The sequence below is a fragment of the Salmonella sp. SJTUF15581 genome (assembly GCF_043356775.1).
In the GTDB taxonomy this organism is placed as follows: Bacteria; Pseudomonadota; Gammaproteobacteria; order Enterobacterales; family Enterobacteriaceae; genus Salmonella; species Salmonella enterica.
The window spans coordinates 244,757-262,125 of record NZ_JBEUJY010000003.1; the positions used below are offsets into that span (position 1 = coordinate 244,757).

15 protein-coding genes are annotated in these 17,369 nt (G+C 52.7%); 7 read left to right on the forward strand and 8 right to left on the reverse strand.

Going from position 1 to position 17,369, the window contains the following annotated elements; translation table 11 throughout:
• Positions 1-10 precede the first annotated feature (10 nt).
• From ynfF to ABVN36_RS08100, 3 genes are all read right to left on the reverse strand, one after another.
• Positions 11-2,446, reverse strand: a complete 2,436-nt coding sequence (ynfF, locus tag ABVN36_RS08090) for a selenate/tellurate reductase subunit YnfF (protein WP_000705282.1) — start codon at positions 2,444-2,446, stop codon at positions 11-13.
• A gap of 98 nt (positions 2,447-2,544) precedes the next feature.
• Positions 2,545-4,983 (reverse strand): selenate/tellurate reductase subunit YnfE, encoded by a 2,439-nt coding sequence (ynfE, locus tag ABVN36_RS08095; protein WP_023138133.1) that lies wholly within the window; start codon positions 4,981-4,983, stop codon positions 2,545-2,547.
• 156 nt (positions 4,984-5,139) lie between these two features.
• Positions 5,140-5,448 carry a DUF1161 domain-containing protein gene (locus ABVN36_RS08100; RefSeq protein ID WP_077908600.1) on the reverse strand — a complete coding sequence of 103 codons (309 nt, stop codon included), beginning with the start codon at positions 5,446-5,448 and terminating at the stop codon, positions 5,140-5,142.
• Positions 5,449-5,551: 103 nt separating this feature from the next.
• On the opposite strand from ABVN36_RS08100, the gene ABVN36_RS08105 reads away from it, so the two are divergent.
• Positions 5,552-6,262 (forward strand): YnfC family lipoprotein, encoded by a 711-nt coding sequence (locus tag ABVN36_RS08105; protein WP_000743122.1) that lies wholly within the window; start codon positions 5,552-5,554, stop codon positions 6,260-6,262.
• Positions 6,263-6,302: 40 nt separating this feature from the next.
• On the opposite strand, the gene speG is transcribed toward ABVN36_RS08105, so the two are convergent.
• Positions 6,303-6,863 carry a spermidine N1-acetyltransferase gene (gene speG, locus ABVN36_RS08110; RefSeq protein WP_000199997.1) on the reverse strand — a complete coding sequence of 187 codons (561 nt, stop codon included), beginning with the start codon at positions 6,861-6,863 and terminating at the stop codon, positions 6,303-6,305.
• Between the two features lie 35 nt (positions 6,864-6,898).
• Positions 6,899-7,240, reverse strand: coding sequence for a DUF1283 family protein (locus tag ABVN36_RS08115; RefSeq protein ID WP_001066440.1), 342 nt, complete (start codon positions 7,238-7,240; stop codon positions 6,899-6,901).
• 152 nt (positions 7,241-7,392) lie between these two features.
• Between ABVN36_RS08115 and ABVN36_RS08120 the strand changes: the two genes are divergently transcribed.
• From ABVN36_RS08120 to ABVN36_RS08140, 5 genes are all read left to right on the forward strand, one after another.
• Entirely contained in the window at positions 7,393-7,719 is a 327-nt protein-coding gene (locus tag ABVN36_RS08120; RefSeq protein WP_023138135.1) for a YnfA family protein, read from the forward strand.
• 121 nt (positions 7,720-7,840) lie between these two features.
• The gene (rspA, locus tag ABVN36_RS08125) at positions 7,841-9,055 is read left to right on the forward strand and encodes a starvation-sensing protein RspA (protein ID WP_000706269.1); all 1,215 of its coding nucleotides are present in this window, start codon (positions 7,841-7,843) and stop codon (positions 9,053-9,055) included.
• Positions 9,056-9,065: 10 nt separating this feature from the next.
• Positions 9,066-10,085 (forward strand): Zn-dependent oxidoreductase, encoded by a 1,020-nt coding sequence (locus ABVN36_RS08130; protein ID WP_000836494.1) that lies wholly within the window; start codon positions 9,066-9,068, stop codon positions 10,083-10,085.
• A gap of 53 nt (positions 10,086-10,138) precedes the next feature.
• Entirely contained in the window at positions 10,139-11,518 is a 1,380-nt protein-coding gene (locus ABVN36_RS08135; protein WP_000192118.1) for an MFS transporter, read from the forward strand.
• Between the two features lie 143 nt (positions 11,519-11,661).
• Entirely contained in the window at positions 11,662-13,128 is a 1,467-nt protein-coding gene (locus ABVN36_RS08140; protein ID WP_023138136.1) for a mannitol dehydrogenase family protein, read from the forward strand.
• 66 nt (positions 13,129-13,194) lie between these two features.
• On the opposite strand, the gene ydfZ is transcribed toward ABVN36_RS08140, so the two are convergent.
• From ydfZ to ydfG, 3 genes are all read right to left on the reverse strand, one after another.
• Positions 13,195-13,398 carry a putative selenium delivery protein YdfZ gene (ydfZ, locus tag ABVN36_RS08145; protein WP_000989267.1) on the reverse strand — a complete coding sequence of 68 codons (204 nt, stop codon included), beginning with the start codon at positions 13,396-13,398 and terminating at the stop codon, positions 13,195-13,197.
• A 180-nt stretch (positions 13,399-13,578) separates the two neighbouring features.
• On the reverse strand, positions 13,579-14,265 hold the full coding sequence (locus tag ABVN36_RS08150; RefSeq protein ID WP_000215562.1) for a GntR family transcriptional regulator: 687 nt from the start codon (positions 14,263-14,265) through the stop codon (positions 13,579-13,581).
• 129 nt (positions 14,266-14,394) lie between these two features.
• Complete coding sequence (ydfG, locus tag ABVN36_RS08155; protein WP_000636564.1) at positions 14,395-15,141, reverse strand: bifunctional NADP-dependent 3-hydroxy acid dehydrogenase/3-hydroxypropionate dehydrogenase YdfG; 747 nt, start codon at positions 15,139-15,141, stop codon at positions 14,395-14,397.
• Positions 15,142-15,279: 138 nt separating this feature from the next.
• Here ydfG and dcp point away from each other — a divergent pair, with 138 nt between their 5' ends.
• Positions 15,280-17,322, forward strand: a complete 2,043-nt coding sequence (gene dcp, locus ABVN36_RS08160; protein WP_000106266.1) for a peptidyl-dipeptidase Dcp — start codon at positions 15,280-15,282, stop codon at positions 17,320-17,322.
• The last annotated feature ends 47 nt before the right edge of the window (positions 17,323-17,369 follow it).

Consider the following 17,369-nt stretch of genomic DNA (forward strand, 5'->3'; position numbering starts at 1 on the left):
CGGTTACTCCTTACGCCTTTTCAACCTGAACAAGATTACTGTGTGACGGATTACCTTTCGCCAGTGGGGAAGGCCGGTGCGACGTCAGAATGTTAATGGAGCCGCCGCGATCGACTTTGTCGCCAAACATGTCGGCATTTAACCAGGCGCCCTGGCCGATAGCGGTGACGCCAGGCAATATGCGCGGCGTGACTTTTGCCGGAATGAGCATCTCTCCGTTCTGGTTAAAGACCCGCACGGTGTCGCCGTGCTGAATGCCGCGCGCTTGCGCATCAATCGGGTTGATCCAGATCTCCTGCGGACACGCCTGTTGCAGGACGTCGATATTGCCGTAGCTGGAGTGGGTACGCGCTTTATAGTGGAAGCCGGTTAGCTGTAGCGGGTAGCGCTGACGAAGCGGATCGTCCCAACCGTCAAAGCCTGGCGTATAGGCGGGTAAAGGATGGATAATCTCATCTTTCTTCAGCTCCCACGTGTTGGCGAGGGTTGCCAGACGCTCGGAATAGATTTCGATTTTACCGGACGGCGTTTTCAGTGGGTTGGCGGCAGGGTCTTCGCGGAAGGCGCGGAAAGCGACGTAGTGCTCCTCCGGGCATTTTTTCTTGAAAATCCCTGTTTGTTTCATCTCTTCGTAATCCGGCATTTCCGGGTTACGCGCTTTGGTTTTTGCGTGCAGGTATTTGACCCACTCATGCTGCGTGCGGCCTTCTGTGAAGGTCTGGTATACGTCCGGACCAAGCCGTTTAGCCACTTCACTGAGCGTCCAGTAAATGGGCTTTCTTTCAAATTTCGGCGAGGTGGCGGGCTGACCAAGAATGACATAGCCCATATTGCCTGCGGATTCGTGGGAAATCAGATCTTCCTGCTCGGTCGGCATTAAATCAGGCAGCAGAATGTCGCAATATTTTGCCGACGCGGTCATAAAGTGCTCGATGCCGACGATCATTTCACATTTACTGTCGTCCTGAAGCACCTCGTGGGTGTGGGCGATGTCGCCATGCTGATTGATCAGCGTATTACTGGCGTAGCACCACAAAAATTTGATCGGCACGTCGAGCTTGTCTTTTCCCCGCACGCCGTCGCGTGTGGCGGTCATTTCCGCGCCATGATCGATAGCGTCGGTCCAGGTAAAGACCGAAATCTGGGTTTTTACCGGGTTCTCCAGCATAGAAAACCATTCGACGCCCAGATCCCAGGTGCCTTCGCGCACGCCGGAATTACCGCCATTTATGCCGACGTTACCGGTGAGTACAGACAACATGGCGATTGCGCGTGCGGTCTGCTCCCCGTTAGAGTGGCGTTGCGGTCCCCAGCCCTGGCAAATGTAAGCCGGTTTCGCCGAGCCGATTTCCCGCGCCAGTTGAATGATTTTTTCCGCCGGAATACTGGTAATCTGCGCGGCCCATTGCGGCGTTTTGGCGATACCGTCTTCGCCCTGACCCAAAATATAGGCTTTATAGTGCGCGTTACGCGGGGCCGAGGCGGGCAGAGTGGTTTCGTCGTAGCCGATGCAGTATTTATCCAGAAACGGTTTATCAATAAGATCTTCGGTAATCAGCACCCAGGCGATTGCCGCCGCCAGCGCGCCATCGGTACCCGGGCGAATCGGCAGCCACTCGTCTTCGCGGCCGGCGGCAGTGTCGTTATAACGCGGGTCAATGACGATCATCCGGGCGTTGGAGCGCTCGCGCGCCTGTTCGACATAGTATGTCACGCCGCCGCCGCTCATACGTGTTTCCGCGGGGTTATTGCCAAACATCACCACCAGTTTTGTATTGGCGATATCATCCGGACTATTGCCGTCGTTGCCGCCGAACATATAGCTCATGGCCGCGCTGATTTGGGCTGTGCTGTAGCTACCGTAACGGCTGAGATAGCCGCCGCAGGCGTTCATCAGGCGATACGGTACGTTAGAATTGGTAATATTGCCGCCGTCCACGCCGGTACCGTAAAGGACATGTACCGCTTCGTTGCCGTAATCCTTGAGGATACGTTTCAGGTTATCGCCGATGGTATCCAACGCTTCATCCCAACTGATACGTTCGAATTTGCCTTCTCCTCGTTTACCAACGCGTTTCATCGGATATTTCAGGCGATCGGGATGATTCATCCGGCGACGAATAGAACGACCGCGCAGGCAGGCGCGTACCTGATGGTTGCCATATTCATCGTTGCCCGTGGTATCTGATTCAACCCAATATACGGTGTCATCTTTTACGTGCAGGCGCAGCAGGCAGCGGCTGCCGCAGTTAACGGTACATGAACTCCAGACCGCTTTTTCTGCCACATTGCCAGATGCGAGGTCTGCTGCGGCGTGGGCGATGCGGGAGAACGGAAGGGTGAAAGCGCTACTGGCAAGCGCAAGGCTACCGATAGCGGAGGTTTTCACCAGGCTTCGTCGGCTGATACTGGCCGCCATTAATGCCTCAGGGTTGGTGATTTTCATAACAGCTCACTATGCTCATCCAAAAAAGAGTTTTAAATGTTGTTGTGTTCGCAAAACGGGGAGCTCCGGGCGCGTAAAAACGTCCCGGAGCAGGCGGCTTAGATTTTTTCGATTTCCACCAGATTTGTATGTTGAGGATTCCCTTTTGCCAGGGGGGAAGGACGCAGCGTCGTGAGCGTATTGATGCAGGCGCCGTGGTCAATTTTATCGCCAGCCATATCCGCATTATGCCATGCGCCCTGACCCATCGCGCTGACGCCCGGCAGAATACGCGGCGTGACCTTGGCGGGTAGACGCACCTCTCCACGATCGTTAAAGACGCGAACCCTATCGCCATTCGCGATACCGCGTTTTTGCGCATCAAGCGGATTTATCCACACCTCCTGGCGACAGGCGGCCTGTAGAACATCAATATTGCCGTAGCTTGAATGGGTACGGGATTTATAGTGAAAGCCAAACAGCTGTAGCGGGAAGGTGCTCCGCTTCGGATCGTCCCATCCTTCAAAAGTAGGGGTATAAATCGGCAGTGGGCTTATCACGTCGCCTTCCGCCAGCTCCCAGGTACTGGCGATGTGAGCGAGTTGGCTCGAGTAGATTTCGATTTTACCGGACGGCGTTTTTAACGGATTGGCCTGCGGATCTTCACGAAATTTTTTATAGGCGACAAAATGGCCGTTGGGATCTTTACGTTTATAGATGCCCATTTTTTTTAGATCGTCATGCGCGGGCAATGCCGGATCTCTTGCCTGCATTTTGGCGTACAGATATTGCAGCCATTGCGCCTGTGTACGGCCTTCGGTAAACCGCTGATACACATCGTCGCCGAGGCGTCTGGCGATTTCGCTGAGTACCCAGTAGATGGGCTTGCGCTCGAACTTAGGCGTCGTCGCCGGTTGGATAAAAATCAGATATCCCATATTGCCGGCGTAATCATTGGGGATGATATCTTCCTGTTCGACGGTCATGAGATCCGGCAGTAAAATATCGGCGTACTTCGCGGAAGAGGTCATAAAATTGTCGATGACCACAATCATTTCGCATTTTGCTTCATCCTGAAGAATTTCATGGGTTTTATTAATATCCGAATGCTGATTAATCAGGGTGTTGCCAGCGTAGTTCCATAGAAATTTGATCGGAACATCCAGCTTATCTTTGCCGCGTACGCCGTCGCGCAGGGCGGTCATTTCCGGGCCGCGCGCAATGGCGTCCGTCCAGCTAAAGCAGGAGATGGCGGTTTTAACAGGATTCTCCAGGACCGGCAGACGTTCAATGGTAATGGTGTAAGTAGATTCGCGTGCGCCGCTATTACCGCCATGAATGCCGACGTTGCCGGTCAGAATCGGTAACATGGCGATGGCGCGAGCGGTTTGTTCGCCGTTCGCCTGACGCTGCGGTCCCCAACCCTGACAGATGTAGGCCGGCTTGACGCTACCTATCTCGCGCGCCAGTTTGATAATCCGATCGGCGGGGATGCCGGTAATGTGTGACGCCCACTGCGGCGTTTTGGCGATACCGTCCTCGCCCTGGCCCAAAATATAAGCCTTATAATGGCCATTGGGGGGCGCGTCAGCCGGAAGGGTCTTTTCATCGTAGCCGATGCAATAGTTGTCGAGAAAAGGCTGGTCAACGAGATTTTCGTTAATCAATACCCAGGCAATTCCCGCCACCAGCGCGGCGTCGGTGCCGGGGCGAATAGGTATCCACTCGTCTTCACGTCCGGCAGCGGTATCGGTATAGCGCGGATCTATCACGATCATGCGCGCATTTGAGCGTTCACGCGCTTGCTCCAGAAACCAGGTAATGCCGCCGCCGCTCATGCGTGTTTCAGCCGGATTATTGCCGAACATGACCACCAGTTTACTGTTTTCGATATCAGATGTGCTGTTGCCGTCGTTGGAACCATAGGTGTAGGGCATGGCGCAAGAAATTTGCGCGGTACTGTATGAGCCGTATTGATTCAACGAACCGCCGTAGCAGTTCATCAAACGCTTCACCGGCGAGGCGGCAGGCGACGAGCGGGTTATGTTGCCGCCTACGATGCCGGATGAATAGTGGATATAAACGGCTTCATTGCCGTAGGTCTCTACGGTCTTTTTCAGGCTGGCGCTAATGGTGTCCAGTGCTTCCTGCCAGCTAATGCGTTCAAATTTGCCTTCGCCGCGGCGGCCAACGCGTTTCATGGGATAGTTAAGGCGATCCGGATGGTTAATGCGCCGACGGATTGAACGGCCCCGCAGACAGGCGCGAACCTGATGATTGCCGTAGACATCGTCGCCAGTGTTATCAGTTTCAACCCACCAGACTTCATTATCTTTTACATGCAGACGCAGAGCACAGCGACTGCCGCAGTTGACCGAACAGGCGCCCCAGATGATTTTATCTTCTTCGTTGCGCATGGCCTGCTGCACCGCTGCGGCCGCGGTACGCATCCCAAACGGTAAAGATACGCCTCCGGCAGCCAGCGCCAGTGAGCCAAGCGCCGCTGATTTCACTAACGTTCTGCGGCTAACGCCTGTTTGTTGCTTTTCTCCGGGCATCACTCACTCCATTGTCGTTATTATTTCGCTATATATTGATAACTATAACGAAATTATTAACATGCTAATGATGTAATGAGTTTACCCCTTTGGGAGTAAGGATTATTAATCCATGTCAAAGAGCGTTACCCTCCGGACCCGGAGGGCAGGAGGAGGTTATTGCGGTTCGGCGGATGAACCGTCCTGAGCGGGAGAGGTATTGGCTGGCGCATTGCCGCTGCTGGTGCGGGTATAAAGAATTTTATGCGTATCGTTCGCGCAATGGCCCACCACCTGTGAGTCCGGCTGATCGGCCTGGTCGTTAGGAACGATAGTGAGCGTAAAATTATCCGCCGGCACGCCGTTATTGATGATACGTTGTTCAATATCGCTTTTTACTCTCTCGCACGATCCCGGTGCCGCCATCACCAGCGAGGGGGTGCTAACTAACGCCAGAGCGGCTATTGCAGTTGCGATTTTCATCATGAACTCCTGTGATTAATGACGATGTTCTAAGCTTAGCATTTTTCGTGTAAATAACTGTATTTGCTAATATGATGATAAATATCTTTTCATCCTGGTGACACGCGTGAAGAAACCCCTTTTACTGACGTTATTGTGCATGATACTGGCAGGTTGTGATAACCCGAAATCCCTTGAGTCTTTTACGCCGGAAATGGCCAGTTTTTCGAACGAATTTGATTTTGATCCATTACGTGGTCCGGTAAAGGATTTCAGCCAGACATTGATGAGTGAGAATGGCGAAGTGGCGAAGCAGGTCACCGGTACGCTTTCACAGGAAGGCTGTTTTGATACGCTTGAGTTACACGATCTGGAGAATAATACGGGGCTGGCGCTCGTGCTGGATGCCAATTATTACCGGGATGCTCAGACGCTGGAAAAAAAGGTGCAGTTACAGGGGAAGTGCCAGCTGGCGGCGTTGCCTTCGGCGGGCGTGACCTGGGAAACGGACGACAACGGTTTTGTGGTATCGGCGACGGGCAAAGAGATGAAAGTCGAGTATCGCTATGATAGCGAAGGTTATCCGCTAGGTAAGACAACCATAAACTCGCAGAATACGCTCTCTGTGACGGCAAAACCCTCCGCGGACCCGCGTAAAAAGCTGGATTACACGGCAGTCAGCCGGGTGGATGATCGACAGGTCGGCAACGTCACACAGAGCTGCGAATATGATGCGTACGCGAACCCTGTTGACTGCCGGCTTGTTATCGTCGATGAGAGCGTTAAGCCGGCAGTGTCCCACCATTACACCATTAAAAATCGTATCGATTACTACTAAACCGGGCGCGGTGCGATTCTCCGTGACTACCGCGCCGCGTTTACTGCGCGGTGGGTTTCAGGAGCGTAGAACCGGACGTTTTATGTTCATCCAGATACTGCTGCTGGAAGATACACATGCGGATGGTGTTACGGTATTCGCCGTTAATGAAGAACTCATGAATCAGCTCGCCTTCTACCCTAAACCCGAGTTTACGGTAGATGTGAATCGCTTTTTCATTCTCTTTATCGACGATCAAATACAATTTATAGAGATTGAGTACGGTAAATCCGTAATCCATCGCCAGTTTGGCCGCGCGTGACGCGAGGCCTTTTCCCTGGTACTCCGGCGAAATAATAATCTGAAATTCCGCCCGCCGATGCACATGGTTAATTTCCACCAGTTCTACCAGCCCGGCGTTTTCACCGTCGCATTCGACGACAAAGCGCCGTTCGCTTTGGTCGTGGATGTGTTTGTCGTAGAGATCCGACAGTTCGACAAAAGCCTCATACGGCTCTTCAAACCAGTAACGCATAACGCTGGCATTATTATCAAGCTGGTGGACAAATCGTAAATCTTCACGCTCAAGCGGGCGCAGTCTGACCTTGTAGTCACTTGTCATACTGTATCCTTACACTTCCTTTTAGTTATCCTGCATCAGGGCGTAATAACGCGACCTGTACGACGATCCAGACACCGCAGCGTATTGGGCTCCCAATAGGCGTTGATGTTGGCGCTTTGCTCGCATTTATCGCGGTTATCAAAGGCGGCATCGGCTTTGTCCCACTCTTTTTCTGCGCGGGTATTCACTTTCTGGCGCAGACTGCGAGTGTCGTTCCATTGTTCCTTTTCCATCGCCGCTTCCTGACGACTTTGTGCGCTATCTCCCGATTCAATCACCAGTTTACTGGTTTCAGCGAATGCGGAAGTAGTATATACAACGGCCGCCAACGTAAGCATTGCCGTCAGGCACAGGCGTTTGCTCAGCGTATTGTTCATCACAACATCCTTTCATTAGAGGGGAAAAAGCGGTAAACCACCTGTAAATTCTACACCAATCCTTATGCCTGGCATATACACAAGAATGGCCGGATAACCGTAACGATATTCTGTTGTATTATCACTTATCATTTCGTAACCAAATGAATCTCATGCTAAAGACGACTCTGCTTTTCTTTGTCACCGCCCTCTGTGAAATCATTGGATGTTTTCTTCCCTGGCTATGGCTTAAGCGCGGCGCCAGCGTGTGGTGGCTTCTGCCCGCTGCCGCGTCACTCGTGTTATTCGTCTGGCTTTTGACCTTGCATCCGGCGGCGAGTGGGCGGGTTTATGCGGCTTACGGCGGGGTATATGTCTGTACTGCGCTCCTGTGGTTACGTGTTGTCGATGGCGTCCGGCTCACGGTTTATGACTGGTGCGGCGCGCTGATCGCGCTGTGTGGAATGCTGATTATCGTCGTCGGATGGGGACGTACGTAACATTGCCGCGCGACCAGAACATTTTGTGATCTGGCAGCGCTTTTTACATCAATATACTTGTATGGTAGTAGCTCAGTTGGGTAAATTTCCTGCATCCCATAATGCGATGTAAGGAATAAAAATGAAGATTGTAGGGGCTGAAGTTTTTGTTACGTGTCCAGGGCGTAACTTCGTCACCTTAAAGATAACCACGGAAGACGGGATCACCGGTCTGGGGGATGCCACCCTGAACGGACGCGAGCTCCCGGTGGCCTCGTACCTTACCGATCACCTGTGCCCACAGCTCATCGGGCGGGATGCTCGCCGCATCGAAGATATTTGGCAGTTCTTCTACAAAGGCGCGTACTGGCGCCGTGGCCCTGTCACCATGTCCGCCATTTCCGCGGTTGATATGGCGCTATGGGATATTAAAGCCAAAGCCGCCAATATGCCGTTGTATCAGTTACTCGGCGGCGCTTCTCGTGAAGGCGTCATGGTGTATTGCCATACCACAGGCCACACCATCGACGATGTGCTGGAAGACTACGCGCGTCATAAAGAGCAAGGGTTCAAAGCAATCCGCGTGCAGTGCGGCGTTCCGGGGATGAAAACCACCTACGGCATGGCGAAAGGCAAGGGGCTGGCCTATGAGCCCGCAACAAAAGGCCAGTGGCCGGAAGAACAATTATGGTCAACGGAAAAGTATCTCGATTTTACGCCAAAGCTGTTTGACGCCGTGCGTAATACGTTCGGGTTTAATGAACATCTTCTGCACGATATGCATCACCGACTGACGCCTATTGAGGCTGCCCGCTTTGGCAAAAGTATTGAAGACTATCGTTTGTTCTGGATGGAAGATCCGACGCCGGCTGAAAATCAGGCGTGCTTCCGCCTCATCCGCCAGCATACGGTCACGCCGATTGCGGTAGGCGAAGTCTTTAACAGTATCTGGGATTGCAAACAGCTCATTGAAGAGCAATTGATTGACTATATCCGCACCACGCTTACCCATGCCGGTGGTATTACCGGGATGCGCCGCATTGCCGATTTTGCCTCGCTCTACCAGGTGCGTACCGGTTCGCATGGGCCGTCCGATCTGTCGCCGGTTTGTATGGCCGCTGCATTACATTTCGACCTGTGGGTGCCTAACTTTGGTGTGCAGGAGTTTATGGGCTACTCCGAACAGATGCTGGAGGTTTTCCCGCATAACTGGACGTTCGAGGGCGGCTATATGCATCCGGGCGACAAGCCAGGACTGGGCATTGAGTTCGATGAAAAACTGGCGGCGAAATATCCGTACGATCCAGCCTATTTGCCGGTGGCCCGCCTGGAAGACGGCACACTGTGGAACTGGTAAGGAGCGAAAAATGAAAAGCATCGTAATCGAAAAACCGAATACATTAACTATCGAAACGCGCGCGCTTCCGCAGCCTGCGCCGGGTGAAGTTCGTATTAAAGTGAAATTGGCGGGTATCTGCGGTTCCGACAGTCATATTTATCGGGGACATAATCCCTTTGCAAAATATCCCCGTGTCATAGGCCATGAATTTTTCGGTGTCATCGACGCGGTAGGCGACAACGTCAATCGCGACCGGATAGGAGAACGGGTATCCGTCGATCCGGTGATCAGTTGCGGGCATTGTTACCCTTGTTCAGTCGGTAAACCTAATGTGTGTACCTCGCTGGTGGTGCTGGGCGTGCATCGTGACGGCGGTTTCAGCGAGTATGCGGTGGCGCCGGCCCGTAATGCTCATCGCATACCGGACAACATCGCAGATCATCATGCCGTCATGGTTGAGCCGTTTACCATTGCGGCAAATGTGACGGGGCAAGTGAATCCGACCGAGCAGGACGTGGCGCTTATCTATGGCGCAGGCCCGATGGGACTGACGACCGTACAGGCGCTGAAGGGGGTTTATCAGGTTAAAACGGTCATAGTCGTTGATCGCATTGAAGAACGTTTAGCGATGGCGAAGCAGAGCGGCGCTGACTGGACCCTCAATAATGGTCAACATTCACTGGCGGAATTTCTACAGCAGAAGGCGCTAAAGCCGACCTTGATTGTCGATGCCGCCTGTCATCCCGCTATCCTGCAAGAGGCGATTACCCTTGCATCGCCTGCGGCACGCATTGTCCTGATGGGATTTTCCAGCGACCCGTGTGAGATTGTACAGCAGGGTATTACCGGAAAAGAGCTGGCTATTTATTCATCGCGTCTTAATGCCAATAAATTCCCAGTCGTGATTGACTGGCTGAATAAAGGGCTTATTGATCCGGATAAGCTGATAACGCATACATTTGATTATCAACATGTCACCGACGCGATTGAGCTTTTCGAGAAAGACCAGCGTCAATGCTGCAAAGTCTTACTCACGTTTGCGAAATAATATAAATAATTGCGAGTAAGTGGTACGCATCTTACCTCTTAGAGATTGCCTATATGACACAAATAAAGCATGAACGATCGACTCAGGATTTAGTGCGCGCTGCCGTATCTGGCTGGTTAGGCACCGCGCTTGAATTTATGGATTTTCAGTTATATTCACTAGGCGCGGCTCTGGTCTTCCATGAGATATTTTTCCCGGAACAGTCTGCCGCAATGGCGCTTATTCTGGCAATGGGCACCTATGGTGCAGGTTATATAGCCAGAATTATCGGCGCCTTTGTTTTTGGTAAAATGGGCGACCGCATCGGACGAAAAAAAGTATTGTTTATTACCATCACCATGATGGGGATCTGCACCACGCTGATTGGCGTACTGCCGACGTATGCGCAAATCGGCATTTTTGCGCCAGTATTACTGGTAACATTGCGAATTATACAGGGGCTGGGCGCCGGGGCGGAAATTTCCGGCGCGGGTACCATGCTGGCCGAGTATGCGCCGAAAGGAAAGCGTGGCATCATTTCCTCGCTGGTCGCGATGGGCACCAATTGCGGTACGTTGAGCGCGACGGCGATCTGGGCGGTGATGTTCTTTGCGCTTGAACGCGAACAACTGATCGCCTGGGGATGGCGTATTCCTTTCCTGGCGAGCGTCGTTGTTATGATATTCGCGATCTGGCTGCGAATGAATCTGAAAGAAAGTCCGGTATTCGAAAAAGTAAGCGAAGGCGAAAAATCGCCAGCGTTAACGCCTGCGTCAGAAAATACATTGGGCGCGATGTTTACCAGCAAATCTTTCTGGCTGGCCACCGGTTTACGTTTTGGGCAGGCGGGGAATTCCGGGCTTATTCAAACCTTCCTTGCCGGATATTTAGTTCAGACGTTATTATTTAACAAATCTATCCCAACCGATGCGTTAATGATAAGTTCCGTAATTGGTTTTATCACTATCCCACTCTTGGGGTGGTTGTCCGATAAATACGGTCGTCGGCTGCCGTATATAATATTGAATATCTCCGCGATTATTCTCGCCTGGCCGATGCTGTCTATTGTGGTAGATAAAACGTATAGCCCTGGCGTAATTATGGCGGCGCTCATTGTTATTCATAACTTTGCCGTGCTGGGATTATTTGCGTTGGAAAACATCACCATGGCGGAAATTTTCGGATCGCGTAATCGCTTCACCCGGATGGCGATTTCAAAAGAGGCAGGGGGCCTGGTGGCGGTTGGCTTTGGCCCCGTCCTCGCAGGGATCTTTTGTAACATGACCGATTCCTGGCTGCCCATCTTAATTATGCTGGTGCTCTACTCGTGTATTGGTCTGATTTCTGCGCTGTTGATGCCGGAGGTCAGAGATCGCGACCTGAGTTTGCCTGAGGACGCGGCGGAAGCGACAGCGGCAGAGAAGTTACGCCACTCCGCAACTCAGACGAGTTAAATCGTGTCGACGGTATGGCCGGAACGCTAATGCGGTTTCGGCCATGCTGTCCGGTCACTTTTGTTTAATTAGCGTAAATCCAAATGCACCAGGGCAGGCGTTACTCTGCGACTGTTCCGCTTTCAGAATATAGAGGTTATAAAATGCAAAACAGGCTTTTATCGGCAAAGGCGACGCTTCCTGATTACGATCGCGCGGCGCTGGCGGCGCGGATGATCCATCTCGGTTTTGGCGCGTTTCATCGCGCGCATCAGGGGGTTTATACAGATATTCTGGCTGCGGAGCAGCATAGCGACTGGGGCTATTATGAGGTTAATCTTATTGGCGGCGAACAGCAGATTGCCGATCTAAAGCAGCAGGATAACCTCTATACCGTGGCGGAGATGTCGGCGGAAGCCTGGACGGCGCGTGTGGTGGGCGTCGTCAAAGCGGCGTTGCATGTCCAGGTTGATGGTCTGGAACGTGTGTTGGCGGCGATGTGCGAACCGCAAATAGCGATTGTGTCTCTGACCATTACCGAGAAAGGGTATTGTCATTCGCCAGCCACGGGCCAACTTCTGCTGGAACATCCCATGATTGCCGCCGACCTGCAAAATCCGCATCAACCGCTAACGGCACCGGGTATTATTGTCGAAGCGTTAGCGCGTCGTAAAGCCGCAGGCTTACCGGCATTTACCGTGATGTCCTGCGACAACATGCCGGAAAATGGGCATGTGACGCGTCAGGTTGTGACGGCTTACGCCCGGGAGGTGGATGCGGAACTGGCGATATGGATCGAGCAAAACGTGACATTTCCGTCAACCATGGTTGATCGGATTGTCCCTGCGGTCACGCCGGAGACGCTGGATAAAATCGAACAACTGACCGGCGTGCGCGATCCGGCGGGCGTTGCCTGTGAACCGTTTCGCCAGTGGGTGATAGAAGATACGTTTGTGGCGGGGCGTCCGCAGTGGGAAAACGCGGGCGCGACGTTGGTCGCCGACGTGGTTCCGTTTGAAGAGATGAAACTGCGAATGCTTAACGGCAGTCATTCATTCCTGGCTTATCTGGGGTATCTTGCCGGCTATCAGCATATTAATGACTGCATGGCCGACGACAACTATCGTCTGACCGCGCAGGCGTTAATGTTACGCGAGCAGGCGCCAACGCTGAAAGTCCAGGGGGTAGATTTACAGCGTTATGCCGATCAGTTGATTGCGCGTTACCGTAATCCGGCGCTGCGTCATCGTACCTGGCAGATTGCGATGGATGGTAGCCAGAAACTTCCGCAGCGTATGCTGGACTCCGTTCGCTGGCATCTTGCTAATCATAGCGATTTTGATTTGCTGGCGCTGGGCGTGGCGGGGTGGATGCGTTACGTTGGCGGCGTGGATGAACAGGGCAAGGCGATCGACATTAGCGATCCGCTATTGCCGGTTATTCAGCGCGCCGTGGCAAACAGTGAAGAAGGCTCCAGTCGTGTTAAGGCGCTGCTGGGAATGGCTGAAATTTTCGGCAACGATTTGCCGCAGGTGGCGCGGTTTACGCAAAAAGTGCAAGAAGCCTATGACAGTTTACTGACATATGGCGCGAAAGCGAGCGTGGCGAAATATGCCGAGCGGTTGAAATAGCGTAACAGAGACCCGGTAGCATTATGCTACCGGGAAGGCCGGAGCGGTTCTTAGCGGCCAGTGGTATCAGTTCATGCCAAGACGAATCAGTTCGACCGGCGCGAATTTACCTTCACAACCTTCGACAATCACCGTTTTGCCGCGGCGAATTTGACCTGCATCCAGACCTTCGCTCTCAATGGCTTTGATAATCCCGGTATGACCCGTGCCGCTTATCATGACCCGGCTACCGGTAGTGATTGCGTTACGGTTACGATCGTATGTCATCATGGTGTTTTCTCCTTTCAAACTTACAGCCAAAGCCCGCAGGTTTCCCCGCATGACGGGCGACATATAAATACGCTTATCGTTGCGAATTTTTTTTGTTTTTGATCAAGCTCACGGCTTTTTAGGCGGGAATGTGCAGGGTGAGAAAGCGGAGAAGGCGTCTCACCCCGACGTTAAAGGGGGTTAGTCTTCGCTAAACCAGCCGCTGTTTTCCTGACGGATAAGCTGAACGGATTCGCTAATTTCCTGCAAATGCTGGGTCATTGCGCTCTCAACCGCATTGCCGTCACGATTTTCCAGCGCGGAGAAAATATCATGGTGCTGGCGCAACAACATCTCCGGCGGAGAAACATGATCCAGACTCATATAGCGAACCCGGTCGATTGTCGCTTTGATATTTTCAATGGTATCCCACGCTAACTGGCAATCGGCGATCTGCGCCAGTTTTTGGTGGAAATCGTCATCAAGCTGGAAAAAATCATCAATCTGTTTGCGCTCGATGGCAATATGTTGCAGGTGCAGGTTTTGCGCCAGTTGATAGCACTGGTTGTCGGTGATCATCGCCGCCGCACGGCGGACCACCGCGCATTCGATCGCCTGCCGTACAAAACAGCCATTCTGTACCTGAGAAAGCGAAATCTTATTCACATAACTACCGCGCTGAGGGCGGATCTGAATCAACCCATTTTCCGCCAGCTTTATAAAAGCCTCGCGCACCGGTTGACGCGAAACGTTAAAACGGGTTGAGACCTCTTTTTCTGATAGCGGCGTGCCAGGCGGGATCAGACAATGCACGATATCACGCCGAAGAATACGGTAAATTTGCTGGTTGACAGGCTGTGTAGGGTTAAGCTGCGTTTCGACGGTCATTCATTCTTACTTTTTAGGCGGTTGACCCGGATACTCTACCACTTTTCCGTGGTGGTCTATACCGATCATGTTCTTGGTTGCAGATACGTTTGCCAGGGATTACCCGGCCCGCAGACCGGGTATAACCTCTTAGCTACGGTGGACGCTGAGCCCTGCGAAAGATTGGGTAACAGGCATCATTTCAACGGTATTAATATTCACATGCGCGGGGAGTGTGGCCACCCACCATACCGCTTCGGTAATGTCTTCTGGCGTGAGCGCGGTGGTATTTTCGTAGGTTTTACCCGCTTTCTCATCGTCGCCTTTGAAACGGACGCTGGAAAACTCGGTACCGCCAACCAGACCCGGTTCAATGTCGGTCACGCGAACCGCCGTGCCGTGTAAATCCGTGCGCAAATTCAGGCTAAACTGGCGCACAAAGGCTTTCGTCGCGCCATAGACATTGCCACCAGCATAAGGCCAACTGCCGGCGGTCGAACCGATGTTAATGATATGACCGCGATTACGTTCGACCATTCCTGGCAGCACGGCGCGGGTCATATAAATTAAGCCTTTATTATTAGTATCGATCATAGTTTCCCAGTCTTCTACGCTGGCTTTATGCGCCGGTTCAAGACCCAGCGCCAGACCGGCGTTATTGACCAGCACATCAATATCGCGCCACTGCGCAGGCAGAGAGGCCATCATCTCTTCGATGGCCGCGCGGTTGCGCACGTCCAGTTGGGCGGTCAATACGTTCTCGCCAAGCTCATCTTTTAACGCTTGCAGGCGTTCATGACGACGTCCCGTGGCAATGACTTTATGTCCATTCTCAACAAAACGGCGTGCAATGCACTCGCCAAACCCTGCGGTTGCTCCAGTTACTAAAACGATCATCACACAGTTCCTCAACGCTTTTTGTGTTGTATTACCATAGCACGCGGCGTTTATGAAAGGGTAATCCTGGTTAACACGGTTGCGGTCAGCATAGGGGGAAGCTTACTCTTATGATCAACCTATTTTCAGGAGTGAAAAATGTCGACGAATCCTTTGTTAGACCAGAGTATGTTGCCTTATCAGGCACCGCGTTTTGATCGGATCAAAGATTGCCATTATCGTCCTGCTTTTGATGAGGGCGTGCGGCAAAAACGCGTAGAAATCGAGGCCATCGTCAATCATCCGGCGGCCCCTGACTTTACGAATACGCTTCTGGCGCTGGAGCAAAGCGGGGCGCTTCTGTCACGCGTCACCAGCGTTTTTTTCGCGATGACGGCCGCGCACACTAACGATGAACTCCAGCGGTTGGATGAGGCCTTTTCTGCCGAGCTGGCGGCGCTCTCCAACGATATTTATCTGAATAGCGCGTTATTCGCTCGCGTGGACGCCGTCTGGCAACAGCGTCACTCACTGGGGCTGGATGATGAGTCGCTACGGTTGGTCGATGTTATCCATCAGCGTTTTGTGTTGGCAGGCGCGCAGCTTGCCGAAGAGGATAAAGCGCGACTGAAGGTATTGAATACTGAATCCGCGACCTTAATGAGTCAGTTTAATCAGCGTCTGCTGGCGGCAAGTAAAGCGGGCGGGCTGGCGGTAGATGACGCGCATTGCCTGGCAGGATTAAGCCCGGAAGAAATGACCGTCGCTGCTGAAGCGGCGCGTGAAAAAGGCCTGGAGGAGCGCTGGTTCATTCCGCTCCTTAATACGACGCAACAGCCTGCGCTTGCTACGCTGCGCGATCGCCAGACCCGCGAAAATTTATTCGCAGCGTCATGGACTCGGGCGGAAAAAGGAGATGCCCACGATACCCGCGCTATCGTTCAGCGTCTGGTAGAGATTCGTCGCTGTCAGGCAAAACTGCTGGGTTTCCCCAATTATGCCGCATGGAAAATGGCCGATCAGATGGCGAAAACGCCGCAAGCCGCACTGAGCTTTATGCGTGGCATTGTGCCGCCAGCGCGTCAGCGTGTACTCAATGAACAGGCGGAAATTCAGAACGTCATTGATGGTGAGCAGGGCGGCTACACCGTTCAGGCCTGGGACTGGATGTTCTATGCCGAACAGGTACGGCGGGAAAAATATGCGTTAGATGAAGCGCAACTGAAGCCCTATTTTGCCTTAAATACGGTGTTGCAAGAGGGGGTTTTCTGGACCGCCAACCAGCTATTCGGCATCACCTTCGTCGAGCGTTTTGACATTCCGGTGTATCACCCTGATGTTCGGGTGTGGGAGATTTTCGATTCCGATGGTGTCGGCATGGCGTTATTTTATGGCGACTTCTTCGCGCGGGACTCGAAAAGCGGCGGCGCGTGGATGGGGAATTTTGTCGAGCAATCCACACTCAATGAAACCCGGCCCGTTATATACAATGTATGTAACTATCAGAAACCGGTTGATGGGCAGCCTGCATTACTGCTTTGGGACGACGTTATTACACTCTTCCATGAGTTTGGCCATACGTTACATGGTTTGTTTGCCGTTCAGCGCTATGCCACGCTTTCAGGTACCAATACGCCCCGCGACTTTGTCGAGTTTCCCTCCCAGATTAATGAGCATTGGGCGAGCCATCCACGCGTGTTCGAACGCTACGCGCGTCATGTCGACAGCGGTGAAAAAATGCCCGCTGATTTACAGGAAAGAATGCGCAAGGCGAGTTTATTTAATAAAGGTTACGATATGACTGAATTGCTCGGCGCCGCATTGCTGGATATGCGCTGGCATATGCTGGAGGAGAGCGTAGCAGAGCAGTCTGTCGCTGAGTTCGAGCAGCAGGCGCTGGCCGCCGAGCATCTTGATTTACCGGCAGTGCCGCCCCGCTATCGCAGCAGTTATTTTGCCCATATCTTCGGCGGCGGCTACGCAGCGGGATACTACGCCTACCTGTGGACGCAAATGTTAGCGGATGACGGTTATCAATGGTTTGTAGAGCAGGGCGGCCTGACGCGTGAAAACGGGCAGCGTTTTCGTGATGCTATCCTTTCCCGGGGGAATAGTACTGATTTAGAAACGCTTTATTCAGCCTGGCGGGGACATGAACCGCATATTGACCCCATGTTGCAATATCGTGGGCTCGATCGCTAAGCTGATACGGTTGTTCGGCACTGTCGAACAACCGCCTGAAAATGAAT